General features: G+C 67.0%; 14 protein-coding genes. 8 read left to right on the top strand and 6 right to left on the bottom strand.

Going from position 1 to position 13,202, the window contains the following annotated elements:
* Positions 1 to 5: 5 nt before the first annotated feature.
* Positions 6 to 482 (bottom strand): cyclic pyranopterin monophosphate synthase MoaC, encoded by a 477-nt coding sequence (gene moaC / locus KHN96_RS11725; RefSeq protein ID WP_045786050.1) that lies wholly within the window; start codon positions 480 to 482, stop codon positions 6 to 8.
* Positions 483 to 588: 106 nt separating this feature from the next.
* Here moaC and KHN96_RS11720 point away from each other — a divergent pair, with 106 nt between their 5' ends.
* Positions 589 to 2,298, top strand: coding sequence for a beta-barrel assembly-enhancing protease (locus KHN96_RS11720; RefSeq protein WP_062739024.1), 1,710 nt, complete (start codon positions 589 to 591; stop codon positions 2,296 to 2,298).
* Between the two features lie 9 nt (positions 2,299 to 2,307).
* Here the strand turns inward: KHN96_RS11720 and KHN96_RS11715 are convergent, their stop codons facing one another.
* The 5 genes from KHN96_RS11715 to KHN96_RS11695 all read right to left on the bottom strand — a co-directional run bounded on the left by KHN96_RS11715 (position 2,308) and on the right by KHN96_RS11695 (position 5,776).
* Positions 2,308 to 2,889: a DUF2946 family protein gene (locus KHN96_RS11715; protein WP_062739023.1), complete on the bottom strand. Its 582-nt coding sequence runs from the start codon at positions 2,887 to 2,889 to the stop codon at positions 2,308 to 2,310.
* The gene (locus KHN96_RS11710) at positions 2,882 to 3,967 is read right to left on the bottom strand and encodes a YheT family hydrolase (protein WP_062739022.1); all 1,086 of its coding nucleotides are present in this window, start codon (positions 3,965 to 3,967) and stop codon (positions 2,882 to 2,884) included. The genes KHN96_RS11715 and KHN96_RS11710 overlap by 8 nt, the downstream gene beginning before the upstream one ends.
* A gap of 36 nt (positions 3,968 to 4,003) precedes the next feature.
* The gene (locus tag KHN96_RS11705) at positions 4,004 to 4,444 is read right to left on the bottom strand and encodes a YybH family protein (RefSeq protein ID WP_045787788.1); all 441 of its coding nucleotides are present in this window, start codon (positions 4,442 to 4,444) and stop codon (positions 4,004 to 4,006) included.
* A 47-nt stretch (positions 4,445 to 4,491) separates the two neighbouring features.
* The gene (waaF, locus tag KHN96_RS11700; protein WP_062739021.1) at positions 4,492 to 5,517 is read right to left on the bottom strand and encodes a lipopolysaccharide heptosyltransferase II; all 1,026 of its coding nucleotides are present in this window, start codon (positions 5,515 to 5,517) and stop codon (positions 4,492 to 4,494) included.
* A gap of 61 nt (positions 5,518 to 5,578) precedes the next feature.
* The gene (locus KHN96_RS11695; RefSeq protein WP_045786055.1) at positions 5,579 to 5,776 is read right to left on the bottom strand and encodes a zinc-finger domain-containing protein; all 198 of its coding nucleotides are present in this window, start codon (positions 5,774 to 5,776) and stop codon (positions 5,579 to 5,581) included.
* A gap of 322 nt (positions 5,777 to 6,098) precedes the next feature.
* Here KHN96_RS11695 and KHN96_RS11690 point away from each other — a divergent pair, with 322 nt between their 5' ends.
* From KHN96_RS11690 to KHN96_RS11660, 7 genes are all read left to right on the top strand, one after another.
* The gene (locus KHN96_RS11690) at positions 6,099 to 6,893 is read left to right on the top strand and encodes an AzlC family ABC transporter permease (RefSeq protein ID WP_045786056.1); all 795 of its coding nucleotides are present in this window, start codon (positions 6,099 to 6,101) and stop codon (positions 6,891 to 6,893) included.
* The gene (locus KHN96_RS11685) at positions 6,890 to 7,213 is read left to right on the top strand and encodes an AzlD domain-containing protein (protein WP_045786057.1); all 324 of its coding nucleotides are present in this window, start codon (positions 6,890 to 6,892) and stop codon (positions 7,211 to 7,213) included. The genes KHN96_RS11690 and KHN96_RS11685 overlap by 4 nt, the downstream gene beginning before the upstream one ends.
* 60 nt (positions 7,214 to 7,273) lie before the next feature.
* Positions 7,274 to 8,170 (top strand): EamA family transporter RarD, encoded by an 897-nt coding sequence (gene rarD / locus KHN96_RS11680; protein ID WP_062739020.1) that lies wholly within the window; start codon positions 7,274 to 7,276, stop codon positions 8,168 to 8,170.
* A gap of 130 nt (positions 8,171 to 8,300) precedes the next feature.
* Positions 8,301 to 9,512: a phosphoglycerate kinase gene (locus tag KHN96_RS11675; RefSeq protein WP_062739019.1), complete on the top strand. Its 1,212-nt coding sequence runs from the start codon at positions 8,301 to 8,303 to the stop codon at positions 9,510 to 9,512.
* Between the two features lie 48 nt (positions 9,513 to 9,560).
* Positions 9,561 to 11,000 carry a pyruvate kinase gene (gene pyk / locus KHN96_RS11670; RefSeq protein WP_045786060.1) on the top strand — a complete coding sequence of 480 codons (1,440 nt, stop codon included), beginning with the start codon at positions 9,561 to 9,563 and terminating at the stop codon, positions 10,998 to 11,000.
* Positions 11,001 to 11,081: 81 nt separating this feature from the next.
* On the top strand, positions 11,082 to 12,146 hold the full coding sequence (gene fba, locus KHN96_RS11665) for a class II fructose-bisphosphate aldolase (protein ID WP_045786061.1): 1,065 nt from the start codon (positions 11,082 to 11,084) through the stop codon (positions 12,144 to 12,146).
* 113 nt (positions 12,147 to 12,259) lie between these two features.
* Complete coding sequence (locus KHN96_RS11660) at positions 12,260 to 13,195, top strand: phosphoribosylaminoimidazolesuccinocarboxamide synthase (RefSeq protein WP_233902524.1); 936 nt, start codon at positions 12,260 to 12,262, stop codon at positions 13,193 to 13,195.
* The last annotated feature ends 7 nt before the right edge of the window (positions 13,196 to 13,202 follow it).

The raw sequence follows: 13,202 nt of genomic DNA, 5'->3' as shown, positions 1-13,202 counted from the left end.
GTGTGTCAGTTCGCCACCCAATCCCCCGACTTCCCCCCATGCTTTTCCAATAGCCGCACATCCCCAATCACCATCCCCCGATCCACGGCCTTGCACATGTCGTAAATCGTGAGCAAGCCGACCTGCACGGCGGTCAGCGCCTCCATCTCCACCCCGGTCTGCCCACGCGTCTCCGCGCGCACGGTGCAGCGGACGCTGTGCGCGGCCTCATCGAGCTCGAACTCGACGGCAACCTTCGTCAGTGCCAACGGATGGCACAGCGGGATCAAGTCCGACGTCCGCTTGGAGCCCTGAATGGCCGCAACGCGCGCAATGCCAAGCACATCGCCTTTCTTGGCGGTGCCGTCGCGGACGAGGGCGAACGTTTCGGGCAGCATGCGGATCGTGCCGGTGGCGACGGCCACGCGATGCGTGACGGCCTTGTCGCCGACGTCGACCATGTGGGCTTGTCCGGCGGAATCGAAGTGGGTGAGTTGCGACATGGTGGAAACCGCCGATTTGCGGGGCAGAATGCGAAGCGTTTTATGATAGCAAGCACCCAGCCGCTGGCGACTTCGCCACGCGGATTCCGCGCACTGTGCTTTCCGTATGACGCCTTTTCTGTCCCGTCCGCGAGCGCGCAAGCTCACGGCTGCCGTGTTGTTGTCGATCTGGCTGGCCCCGTTGCCGTTGCCGCTGCAGGCCCTGGCGCAAGGGGCCGCGCCAGCGCCTGCCACAACGGCCAATCCGGGCCTGGGCTCAGCGGCGGCCGCTGACCAGGTCCAGAGCAATTTGAACCGCAGTGTGCAGATCGGCCGGCAGTCGCCGTATCTGCCGAAAGAGCCCGCCGTCGTCGATGCGCCGACGTACGAGCTCCCTGACATGGGCGATCCGTCCACCGCGTCGTTGTCGCCCGAGATGGAGCGCCGCCTGGGCGACCGCGTCATGCGGCAGATCCGGCGCGATCCGGACTACGTGCCCGATGCGCTCATCACCGATTACCTCAACGCCATCGGCTACAAGCTGATCGACGCCGCGCGCCGCCAGCACGTGGCGGGCAGCACGTCGGCGTCGAGCTTCGAGTTATTTGCCGTGCGCGACCCAGGCATCAACGCGTTTGCGTTGCCCGGCGGTTTCATCGGCGTGAACACCGGCACGCTGGTGGCCACGGAGAGCGAATCCGAACTGGCTTCCGTGCTCGGCCACGAGATCGGCCACGTCCTGCAGCGGCACATTGCGCGCGGCATCGACAAGTCGGGCGAGTCGATGTGGATCGCGCTGGCGTCGATCCTGCTGGCCGGGTTGGCCGCGACCAAGAGCGGCGATGCGGCGCAGGCCGTGGCGATGGGCGGGCAGGCTGCCGCGGTCTCGAATCAGCTGGCATTCTCGCGCGGCGCCGAGCGCGAGGCCGACCGCGTCGGCTTTACGCTGCTGACCGGCGCGGGCTACAACCCAGAGGGCATGCCCGATTTCTTCCGCCGGCTGCAGCGCGTGACGAACATCGCAGATACCGGCGTGATCCCCGGCTATGCGCGCACCCACCCGCTGACCGGCGAGCGCATCGCCGATATGGAAGACCGCGCGCGCGGCCTGCCGCACCCGCGCCAGCCGCGCCGGCCGGAGTTCGGGTTCACCAGGGCACGCGCGCGCGTGCTGCAAGAAACGTCCACCAGCGGCTATATCGACGTGAGCAACGCGATGCGCTCGCAGTTGTCATCGGCGCCCGATGCCCCGGTGGAGAAGCGCGCGGCGCTGTGGTACGGCATTGCGGTCGCCAACCAGATGGCGGGTCGGCTGGACGCCGCTGAACAGGCGCTGCAGGAGGCGCGCCGCCTGTACGGCAACATCCCGGGCATCACGTCGGGCAGCGTCGAGCTCGATGTCACGGCCATCGAGCTCGCGCGCGCCCGCAACCGCATGCCGGAAGCGCTGACGCTCGCGCGTGCCGCACTGGCTGCATATCCGCTCTCACGCGCGGTGGGCATCACCTATGCGCAGACGTTGCTGGCCGCCGGCCGCGCCGACGACGCCATCCCTTATCTCAAGGACAAGACGCGCGAAGAGACCGCGCAGTCCATCTGGTGGGATCTGCTCGCCCGCGCCTATGCCGACAAGGGCAAGCGCGTCGAGCAACACCGGGCGCTGGCCGAGAAATACGCGCGCGACGGTGCCTGGGGCGCTGCGGTCGAGCAGCTGAAGCTGGCGCGCGACGCGGGCGATGCCGATTTCTACACGCTCTCCGAGGTCGACGCGCGCCTGCACCAGATGGAGCGGCAATACAAGGAAGAGAAGGTCGAAGACAAGGCGCTGCCCAAGTAGGGCGCCACGCTAGCCGGCCGGATGCTGGACGAACCCATAGCGCCGCGCGACGTCGGCGCTGTGGATCGGCTCGATGTCGAACGTGGCGTGGTTGATGGAAAGCGTGCCGAGCGCGGCGCCGCAGGCGTCGCCATGCCATTGCGCGAGCGACGAAAACGGCTCCAGGTCATGGTCGTGCAGCAGGGCGATGGTGTCTTCTGCGTCGTGCCCGGCCACACGGCCGGACAGCAGCACGTTGCCACCCTCGTCGGCAAAGCAGCCCGTTGGCGTGAAGGCGGCGGCAGTGGTGGTCGTGAAGGTCGGCACGGCGCCGTCGGCGGACAGCCGCACGATCCACGGCGTGTAGTCGAGCTCCACAAATACGCGCTGCGGCCCGTTCTGGAAGAACCAGCGCCCGGCCTCGTCGTGTGTGTAGTTGCGTACGATGAAGTCGATGAGCGGCGCGTGGCGGATCGGGTCGCCCGACAGCTTGTTGGCCTGCGCGAACTCGTTGCGCATGCGCCATTGGCCGCGCCGGTCCAGCGCCAGCCAGCCGAAGCAGTCCGGCACGTTGGGCCATTTGGCCATGGCTTGGCGGACGATCTCATCCATGGGCTTCTCCCGCATGGGGCTGCCGGCCCAGCACGTCATCGAAGAAACGCAGCAGCCGTGCAGGCATCCAGTCGATGCGGCCGGCGTGGCCTCCGCGGCCGTCGCGCAGCAGGAAGCCGACATGGCCGCCGTGCAGTGGCTGGTCCAGCACGATGTCCGGCGACACGTCCGCCGGGCCGGGCAGGTGGCGACCGGGCAGGAACGGGTCGTTGCGCGCGTTCAGCACCAGCGTCGGCACGCGCACGTCGCGCAGCACGGGCTTGGACGACGCGCGCGTCCAGTAGTCGAGCACATCACGGAAGCCGTGCAATGGCGCGGTGACGAGGTTATCGAACTCGCCGAGCGTGCGTGTAGCCATCATGGCGGCGCGGTCGTACAGGCCCGGGTGCTGCTCCAGCTTGGCATTCGCCTTGGCCTTGAGCGTACGCAGGAACATGCGCGTATAGACCATGTTGAAGCCCTTGGACAGCGCCGCGCCTCCAGCGCGCATGTCCAGCGGCGCAGAGACCGTCGCCGCCGCGCTCACACACCGCGCATCGGCACCGTGTTCGCCGAGATAGCGCAGCAGCGCATTGCCGCCCAGCGAGATGCCCACCGCCAGCAGCTTGCGGCCCTGCGGCTGGCAAACCGTCCGATACAGGCGCTCCACGATCCACGCGATCTCCGCGCCATCGCCGCAGTGGTACATGCGCGGCGCGAGGTTCATCTCGCCCGAGCACCCGCGGAAATGCGGGATGACGCCCGGCCACCGGCGCGCACGCAGCGCGTCCATCAGCAGCCGCGCATAATGGCTGCGCGAGTCGCCTTCGAGGCCGTGGAACATGACGACCAGCGGCGCATGGGCATCCGTGCCGTGCGTGGTCCAGTCGAGGTCGATGAAGTCGTGGTCCGGCGTGTCCCACCGCTCGCGCCGATACGTGATGCGCGGAAAGCGCCACAGGCGCGCCGGCACGATCGTCTGCGCATTGCCGCCGATCAGCCACCACGGCGAGCGGAACGCGTGCGGCTCGAACGGCCCCGCAAGCAGGGCGCCCAGATCCAGCTCAAGGGGAGCAGCGTGGCGAGACGGGGGACTCATCGGAAGAAATCGGCTGCCACACCGCGCGCGGCCGGCTCAGTGCAGGGAGTGCGTGACGCTGGAGATGGACGCCGCCACGCGCTCTTCAGCGGCCTGGCTGGAATGCACGTGCGCGATGCGCCAGCCTTCGTGGTTCTGCATCAGCACGTACGTCGTATGCACGTACAGGTCGGCTTCGGTGGCCGTGGCGGAGAAGCGCAGCGCCTCGGTCGACTCGAAGATCGACACGCCCAGCGACGAATGCACCTGCTGGCTGAGGCACTCGATCCACACCGGGTTCTTTTCGACCAGCGCATCCAGGCAGCCGCGCAGTTGCTCATGGCCGTGCAGCCGCTGGCCGTCGGGCAGGATGAAGCTCACCGAGTCTTCGTCCAGCCACAGCTTGAGCGCGCCATCGGCATCGCGGCGCTTGAGCGCTTCGCGATAGGCTTCGAGGATGTCCTCGGCGGCTTCGAACAGGCGGGCAAATCGTGGCATGGTGGTGGCGTGGAAGGAGGCGTGCGGAAAGGCCGTATGCAATGGCGTCAAAGCGGCTGCAGCAGCCGTCGCAGTTCATGAAACACCATCTCGGGGCCGATGTCGCGCAGGCAGCGCAGATGGCCCAGCGGGCATTCACGCGCAAAGCACGGGCTGCACTCCAGATGGAGCCACATGATACTCGCAGCCGGTGACAGCGGCGGGGTGTGGCGCGGGTCGCTCGAGCCGAACACGGCAACCTGCGGGCGCCCCAGGGCGGCGGTCACGTGCATCAGGCCGGAGTCGTTGCAGATGGCGGCCTCGGCGCGGGCAAGCAGTTCGATGGCCTCGTCGAGCGAGGTCTCGCCGCAGAGGTTGCGCACGAACGGGGCGCGCTCGACGATGGCGTCGGCCGTTTCGCGATCCTTGCCGGACCCGAGCGCGACGATCTGCGCATACGGGAACGAGCGGCGCAGCATCTGTGCGAGTTCAGCAAAGTGCTCGGCGGGCCAGCGCTTGGCCGGGCCGTATTCCGCGCCGGGGCAGAAGGCGATCAGCCGTGCATTGCCGGGAATGCCGAACTTGGCCGACGTGGTCGCCACGCGCTGTACATCCACATTCAGCTTCGGATCGGGCAGCGTGTCGGGCAGCTTGGCGCCAGGCTTGAAGGCCAGCGCCGCGTAGTGCTGGACCATGGGCGGGCGCTCGGCCTTGGGCGGATTCGGGTAGCGCACGTTGAGCACGCCCAGCCGCGATTCACCCTTGTAGCCAATGCGCAGTGGAATGCCGGCCAGCCACGGAATCAGGGCGCTCTTGAACGAGTTCGGCAGCACGTAGGCCGCGTCGAACGTTTCGTTCTTGAGCTGCTGCGCAAACATCGTGCGGCTGCCGAGCTGCAGCTTGCCGTGCGCCAGGTCGGTCGGCAGCACACGCGCGATTTCCGGCATGCGCGCGAGCACGGGCGCCACCCACTTCGGTGCGACGGCGTGGATCTGCGCGCGCGGGTGCCGCGCCTTCAACTGCGCAAGCAGCGGCTGCGCCATCAGCGCGTCGCCGATCCAGTTGGGGGCGATGACGAGAATCTTGCGCATCATCCGTTCGCCACACGGTTTGCCGGACGCACGTCGCGCCGGAGGTGCTGCAGGGGAAGACGGCTCAATGGTGGCCCTTCAGTTCAACGCCGGGAGCCAGCTTGTAGACGGTGCCGCAGTACGGGCATTTGGCTTCGCCCGTATCGGCGATGTCGAGGAACACGCGCGGGTGGTAGTTCCAGGCCGGCGTCTTGGCGGTCGGGCAGTGCAGCGGCAGGTCGTCTGCGCCGATTTCGATCGTGGAAGCGGTTTGCGTCGTCATGGTGAGTGAGGAGTGCCGGCGTGGTCTGACGGGAGTCAGCCACGCTTGAAGTGCCGACAAAGGCGAAATTGTAAGGGGTGGGCGCGGCCCCGCCAACGCCGATTGTTGCACTGCGTGGTGCACGGCGTGAATCGTCACGCGCGGGGGGCGTCTGCGCATCGGCGTTAAGCAGATGCTTAACATCAAAAGTATAATCGCGTGTTTCCTCCGAGCCTTCCATGTCGCCCCCGACGTTCCCGCCTTTTCCCGTGCATTCAGGCGCTGACTGCGCGCGCAGTACGGTCGCGCAAAAAGAGATGCATTCGCCGCTTTTGGGGGCATCATGGCGCTAGTGCGGTGGGGCGCGGCGCTGCAACGCCGCTGGCTGGCGATCGACGCCGACGAGCGCGCCGGTTTCATTGCCGGCTTGCGGGCCTATGCGCCCTCGACACTGCCGGTCTTTGCGTGGGGTGCGGTGACGGGCGTGGCGATGAGCAAGTCGGTGCTGACCATCCCGCAGGCGATCGGCATGTCGCTGCTGGTGTATGCAGGCTCGTCGCAGCTGGCCGTACTGCCGTTGCTGGCGGCCGGGCTGCCGATCTGGACGGTGCTGCTCACGGCGTTCATCGTCAACGTGCGCTTCATCATCTTCAGCGCGGGGCTGATGCAGCATTTCGGCCATCTGCCCTTTGTGCGGCGCGTGGTGCTCGGGTCGTTCAACGGCGACCTGCCGTTCGTGCTGTTCACCCAGCGGTATCCATCGGCCGCGCGGGAAGCCGGTAAGGAAGGCTATTACTGGGGCATGGTCCTGCTGAATTTCGTGGTGTGGCAGGTGTCGTCCATCCTGGGCATCGTCGCGGCGAGCCTCTTTCCGGATGCGTGGGGCCTGGCGCTGGCCGGGACGCTCGCACTGATTCCTGTCATGGTGTCGACCATTCGTTCCCGTGCCACGCTCATGGCGGTGGCCGTGGCCGCGGTGCTGGCGTTGATCGCCTTCAAGCTGCCATATCGATTGAGCCTGGTGATTGCCGTCACCGGCGCGATGGCGGCCGGTCTGGCGGGCGACGAAGCCGCGGCACGCCTGCAATGGCAGCGCCGCCGCGCCGCACAGGCGAGCGGCGAGCGGGAGGACGCATGAGCACGCTGGAGATCTGGCTGGTCATTCTGGGCATGACGGTGGTGACCATTTTCACGCGCTCGCTTTTTCTGGCGGTGGGCGACCGCATGGCGCTGCCCACGCGCCTGCAGCACGCGCTGCGCTTTGCGCCGGCGGCCGCGCTCATCGCCATCGTGCTGCCCGACCTGCTGTGGAACCAGGGCCATTTCGATCCGAGCTGGAACAACCCGCGCCTGATGGCCGGCATTGCAGCCACGGTGTTTTACGTGGCGACGCGGCGCATGCTGGGCATGATCTTCGTCGGGATGGGCGTGTTTACCGTGCTGCGGCTCTGGGGATAGAAGCTGCGCCCAATCAACGCGTCCATTCCGACGTGAACCGACCCTCATGGAGACACAAGCGTGCCCGCTTCCACCCGCAACGGCGTGATCTTCGCCTTCCTGGCCTACACGATGTGGGGCTTGTTCCCGCTGTACTTCAAGCTGCTCAAGGCGGTGTCGCCGGTGGAGATCCTGTCGCACCGGGTGATCTGGTCGTTGGCGGTGATGGTGGTGATCCTGCTGGTGAAACGGCACTGGGCGTGGCTGTGGGCGTTGCGCGCGCAGCCCCGCGTGGTGGGGCGGTATGCCGCCAGCACGGCATTGCTGGCGGCCAACTGGCTGACGTACATCTGGGCGGTCAACCACGACCACGTGCTGGAGGGGAGCCTCGGCTACTTCATCAACCCGCTGGTGGTTGTGATGCTGGCCGCGCTGGTGCTGGGCGAGCGGCTGCGGCCGGTGCAGTGGATCTCGGTGACGCTGGCCGCGGCCGGCGTTGCGTGGCTCACCTGGCAGGCTGGGACGCTGCCGTGGATTGCGCTGGCGCTGGCATTTTCATTCGGCTTCTATGGCCTGTTGCGCAAGACCTCGCCACTGGGTGCGCTCGAAGGGCTGACGCTCGAGACGCTGCTGCTGTTTCCGCTGGCGCTGGCCTACCTCGGCTGGCTGGCGGCACAGCACCAGAACGCCTTTCTGGCCGCATCGCCGCACGTCCAGCTGCTGCTGGCGCTGGCCGGCCCGCTGACGGCGCTGCCGCTGCTGCTGTTTGGCGCCGGCGCGCGGCGTATTCCGCTGTCGCTGCTGGGCCTGCTCCAATACGTGAGCCCAACGCTGCAGCTGCTGCTCGGCGTGTGGCTGTACAACGAGCCTTTCGCGGGGCCGAAGGTGACGGGCTACGTGCTGATCTGGATCGGCCTGGCCGTGTATTCCGCCGAAAGCTGGATGTGGCTGCGCCGCCGCACGCCGCTGCCGGCATAGCGTCCTGCAGGCTCCCGGCCGATCGGCCTCGGCAGGACGGTGGAGCCGGCAGGACGCCGCCGCGAAACGCACGTTTTGACCAGGCGCATCGGGTAAAATCGCCGTTTTCCGCGATTCTTCCGTAGCTGCCATGCCTCACGTCCTGCGTCTGTCCGATCTCATCTCCGAAGGCAAGCTTGCCGGCAAGCGCGTGTTCATCCGCGCCGACCTGAATGTGCCGCAAGACGATGCCGGCAACATCACCGAAGACACCCGCATCCGCGCCTCCGTGCCGGCCATCCAGGCGGCCCTGGGCGCTGGCGCCGCCGTGATGGTCACCTCGCACCTGGGTCGCCCGACCGAGGGTGAGTTCAAGCCGGAAGACTCGCTGGCACCGGTCGCCAAGCGCCTGTCCGAGTTGCTCGGCCGTGACGTGAAGCTCGTCCAGAACTGGGTCGACGGCGTGGATGTCGCGCCCGGCCAGGTCGTGTTGCTGGAAAACTGCCGCGTCAACAAGGGCGAGAAGAAGAACAGCGACGAACTGGCCCAGAAGATGGCCAAGCTGTGCGATCTCTACGTCAACGATGCGTTCGGCACCGCCCACCGCGCGGAAGCCACCACCCACGGTATTGCCAAGTTTGCCCCCATCGCCTGCGCCGGCCCGCTGCTGGCGGCTGAGCTCGACGCGCTGGGCAAGGCGCTGGGCCAGCCGGCCCGCCCGCTGGTGGCCATCGTCGCGGGCTCCAAGGTCTCGACCAAGCTCACGATTCTCAAGTCGCTGGCCGACAAGGTGGACAACCTGATCGTCGGCGGCGGCATCGCCAACACGTTCATGCTCGCGGCGGGCCTGAAGATCGGCAAGTCGCTCGCCGAGCCGGACCTGGTGGGCGATGCCAAGGCCATCATCGACCTGATGGCCGCACGCGGCGCGTCGGTGCCCATCCCGGTCGATGTGGTCTGCGCGAAGGAATTCAGTGCCACGGCAGCCGCCACCGTCAAGGACGTGAAGGATGTGGCGGACGACGACATGATCCTCGACATCGGGCCGAAGACGGCCGCGCGGCTCGCCGAGCAGCTGAAGTCCGCCGGCACGATCGTGTGGAACGGTCCGGTCGGCGTGTTCGAGTTCGACCAGTTCGGCAACGGCACCAAGGTGCTGGCCGAGGCCATTGCTGCCTCGTCGGGCTTCTCGATCGCGGGTGGTGGCGACACGCTGGCGGCCATCGCCAAGTACAACATCGCCGATAAGGTGGGCTACATCTCCACCGGCGGCGGCGCATTCCTGGAGTTCCTGGAAGGCAAGACGCTGCCGGCCGTGGAGATCCTGGAGCAGCGTGCCCGAAGCCAGACCGCGCAGGCCTGAGGGCCCCTCGCTTCCTTCGCCCATCCCACCAACGAGACACCGCCGCCCATGACCCGCGCCACCAAGATCGTCGCCACCCTCGGCCCGTCATCCAACACGCTGGAAATCCTCACGCGGATGATCGCGGGCGGTGTGGACGTGGTGCGGCTCAACTTTTCGCACGGCACCGCGCAAGACCACGTGGCACGCGCCGAGCTGGTGCGTGAGGCGGCGCGCTCGGTGGGCCGCGAAGTGGCCATCATGGCCGACCTGCAGGGCCCGAAGATCCGCGTCGGCAAGTTCGAGAACGGCAAGATCACGCTCAACCCCGGCGATCGCTTCACGCTCGATGCGCGTTGCGAACTCGGCAACCAGGAGCGCGTCGGCCTCGACTACAAGGAACTGCCCCGCGACGTCGGCCCCGGCGACCTGCTGCTGCTCAACGACGGCCTGATCGTGCTGCAGGTCGAGCGCGTGGTGGGCGAAGAGATCGAAACCATCGTCAAGGTGGGCGGCGATCTCTCCAACAACAAGGGCATCAACCGCCAGGGCGGCGGCCTGTCGGCGCCGGCGCTGACGGCCAAGGACATGGAAGACATCAAGACCGCGATGGCGCTGGGCGCCGATTACGTCGCGGTCAGCTTCCCGAAGAACGCCACCGACATGGAGATGGCGCGCCAGCTGGCCGCCGTGGCCGGCGCGCCGCACAACCACAAGACCCGCATGATCGCCAAGATCGAGCGTGCCGAGGCCATCCGCCCCGGCGTGCTCGAGGAGATCCTGGCCGCGTCCGACGGCATCATGGTCGCGCGCGGCGACCTGGCCGTGGAGGTGGGCAACGCGGCCGTGCCGGCGCTACAGAAGCGCATGATCAAGCTGGCGCGCGAAGCCAACAAGCTGACGATCACCGCCACGCAGATGATGGAATCGATGATCGTCAACCCGGTGCCGACGCGCGCCGAGGTGTCCGACGTTGCCAACGCGGTGCTCGACGGCACGGATGCCGTGATGCTGTCGGCCGAAACCGCTGCCGGCCGCTATCCGGTCGAGACGATCGAGGCCATGGCTGCCATCTGCGTGGAAGCGGAAAAGTCGCAGCCGGTGCATCTGGACGCCGACTTCCTCGACCAGACCTTCACCCGCATCGACCAGTCGATCGCCATGGGCGCGCTGTTCACGGCGCACCACCTGCAGGTCAAGGCGATTGCGGCGCTGACCGATTCCGGCGCCACGGCGCTCTGGATGAGCCGTCACGGCATCAACATTCCCATTTATGCGATGACGCCAAACGTGGCATCGCAGCGCAAGATGGCCCTGTACCGCAACGTGCAGTCGCTGCCGCTGGCCAGCAGCATGGACCGCGACGAAGCGCTGCACCAGGCCGAAGAACTGCTGGTCGCGCGTGGCGTCGTGCAGCGCGGCGACTTCATCGTCCTGACCGTCGGCGAGCCGATGGGGCAGGCGGGGGGCACGAACACGCTCAAGATTGTCCGCGTCGGCATGCACTGACGCACACCACGGAACGCTGCTTGCTACGCAAACAAGATGCGTTCCTGAGACCGAATACAGATCGACCCATAGGAGAAAACCATGCCACTCGTCTCGATGCGCCAACTGCTCGACCACGCCGCTGAAAACGGCTACGGCCTGCCGGCGTTCAACGTGAACAACCTGGAACAGGTCCAGGCCGTGATGGAAGCGGCCAAGGAAACCGGCGCGCCGGTGATCCTGCAGGCCAGCGCGGGCGCCCGCAAATACGCCGGCGAATCGTTCATCAAGCACCTGATCCAGGCGGCTGTCGAGGCTTACCCGGAAATCCCGCTGGTCATGCACCAGGACCACGGCCAGAGCCCCGCGATCTGCCAGGGCGCCATCGACCTGGGCTTTGGCTCGGTCATGATGGACGGCTCGCTGCGCGAAGACGGCAAGACCCCGGCCGATTTCAACTACAACGTCGAGGTGACGCGCAAGGTCGTCGAGATGGCGCACAAGGTCGGCGTGACCGTGGAAGGCGAACTCGGCTGCCTGGGCTCTCTGGAAACCGGCATGGCCGGCGAGGAAGACGGCATCGGCGCGGAAGGCAAGCTCGACCATTCGGCGCTGCTGACCGATCCGGAAGAAGCCGCCCAGTTCGTCAAGGCGACGCAGCTCGACGCACTGGCCATCGCCATCGGCACGAGCCACGGCGCGTACAAGTTCTCGCGCAAGCCCACGGGCGACATCCTGGCGATCAGCCGCGTGAAGGAAATCCACGCGCGCATCCCGAACACCCACCTCGTGATGCACGGCTCGTCGAGCGTGCCGCAGGAGCTGCTGGCCATCATCAACCAGTACGGTGGCAAGATGAAGGAAACGTACGGCGTGCCGGTCGAAGAGATCCAGGAAGCCATCAAGTACGGCGTGCGCAAGATCAACATCGACACCGACATCCGCCTGGCCATGACGGGCGCGGTGCGCAAGTTCCTGGCCGAAAACCCGGACAAGTTCGACGCCCGCGAATGGCTCAAGCCCGCGCGCGAAGCCGCCAAGCAGGTCTGCAAGGCGCGCTACATCCAGTTCGGCTGCGAAGGCCAGGCCGGCAAGATCAAACCGGTCAGCCTGTCCGTGATGGCGCAGAAGTACCAGAACGGCGAACTGGCGCAAGTGGTGCAATAAGCACGCGCGCCGCGTCAAAGTGAAACGGCTGGCAGTGCGCCAGCCGTTTTGCATGGGGCCCACACGTATAATGTCGGCCTTCCACGTTTTTTGACCTTCCACTGGGTTCCGCCGTGTCCGCCGCATCTGACAACCCCACAGCCGCCTCCGCCCTTTACGAATCGTCGATCACCAGCCTGCCGTTGCTCGGCCGCGGCAAGGTGCGCGAGAACTACGCCGTCGGCGACGACAAGCTGCTGATGATCACTACCGACCGTCTGTCGGCGTTTGATGTGATTCTCGGCCAGCCGATTCCGGACAAGGGCCGCGTGCTCGCGCAGATGTCGGATTTCTGGTTCAACAGGCTGCGCCACATCGTGCCGACGCACGAAACGGGCATCGCGCCGGAAACCGTGGTCGCCCCGAATGAAGTCGACCAGGTGCGCGGCCGCGCCATCGTGGTCAAGCGCCTGAAGCCGATCCTGGTGGAAGCCGTGGTGCGCGGCTACCTGGCGGGCAGCGGCTGGAAGGACTACCAGGCCACGGGCGCCGTCTGCGGCGTCCAGCTGCCGGCCGGCCTGCAGAATGCGCAGAAGCTGCCCGAGCCCATCTTCACCCCCGCCGCCAAGGCCGCCGTGGGCGAGCACGACGAGAACATCGCCTTCGACGAAGTCGAGCGCCGCATCGGCAAGGAACTGGCCGCGCAGATCCGCGACGTGAGCATCCGCCTGTACAAGGAGGCGGCCGACTTTGCCGCTACGCGCGGCATCATCATCGCCGACACGAAGTTCGAGTTCGGCCTCGACGAGAACGGCACGCTCACGCTGATGGACGAGGCGCTCACCGCCGATTCGTCGCGCTTCTGGCCGGCCGATTCGTACCAGGTGGGCACCAACCCGCCGTCGTTCGACAAGCAGTTCGTGCGCGACTGGCTCGAGGCCGTGCGCATCGACGGCAAGCCCTGGCCGAAGACGGCGCCGGCGCCCGAACTGCCCGCCGACGTGATCGAAAAGACCGCCGACAAGTACCGCGAAGCGCTGACCCGCCTGACCGGGCAGTCGCTGCGCTGATCCTGGA

The sequence above is a fragment of the Ralstonia mannitolilytica genome, assembly GCF_905397375.1.
Classification (GTDB): domain Bacteria; phylum Pseudomonadota; class Gammaproteobacteria; order Burkholderiales; family Burkholderiaceae; genus Ralstonia; species Ralstonia mannitolilytica.
This window is presented reverse-complemented; position numbering and strand designations above follow the sequence as displayed.

What these genes read in the sequence shown, in the direction of transcription:
- moaC (WP_045786050.1), bottom strand. Translation starts at nt 482, where the DNA reads ATGTCGCAACTCACCCACTTCGATTCCGCCGGACAAGCCCACATGGTC.
- KHN96_RS11695 (WP_045786055.1), bottom strand. Translation starts at nt 5,776, where the DNA reads ATGACGACGCAAACCGCTTCCACGATCGAAATCGGCGCAGACGACCTG.
- KHN96_RS11690 (WP_045786056.1), top strand. Translation starts at nt 6,099, where the DNA reads ATGGCGCTAGTGCGGTGGGGCGCGGCGCTGCAACGCCGCTGGCTGGCG.
- fba (WP_045786061.1), top strand. Translation starts at nt 11,082, where the DNA reads ATGCCACTCGTCTCGATGCGCCAACTGCTCGACCACGCCGCTGAAAAC.
- waaF (WP_062739021.1), bottom strand. Translation starts at nt 5,517, where the DNA reads ATGATGCGCAAGATTCTCGTCATCGCCCCCAACTGGATCGGCGACGCG.
- KHN96_RS11710 (WP_062739022.1), bottom strand. Translation starts at nt 3,967, where the DNA reads ATGAGTCCCCCGTCTCGCCACGCTGCTCCCCTTGAGCTGGATCTGGGC.
- KHN96_RS11705 (WP_045787788.1), bottom strand. Translation starts at nt 4,444, where the DNA reads ATGCCACGATTTGCCCGCCTGTTCGAAGCCGCCGAGGACATCCTCGAA.
- KHN96_RS11685 (WP_045786057.1), top strand. Translation starts at nt 6,890, where the DNA reads ATGAGCACGCTGGAGATCTGGCTGGTCATTCTGGGCATGACGGTGGTG.
- KHN96_RS11720 (WP_062739024.1), top strand. Translation starts at nt 589, where the DNA reads ATGACGCCTTTTCTGTCCCGTCCGCGAGCGCGCAAGCTCACGGCTGCC.
- pyk (WP_045786060.1), top strand. Translation starts at nt 9,561, where the DNA reads ATGACCCGCGCCACCAAGATCGTCGCCACCCTCGGCCCGTCATCCAAC.
- KHN96_RS11675 (WP_062739019.1), top strand. Translation starts at nt 8,301, where the DNA reads ATGCCTCACGTCCTGCGTCTGTCCGATCTCATCTCCGAAGGCAAGCTT.
- KHN96_RS11715 (WP_062739023.1), bottom strand. Translation starts at nt 2,889, where the DNA reads ATGGATGAGATCGTCCGCCAAGCCATGGCCAAATGGCCCAACGTGCCG.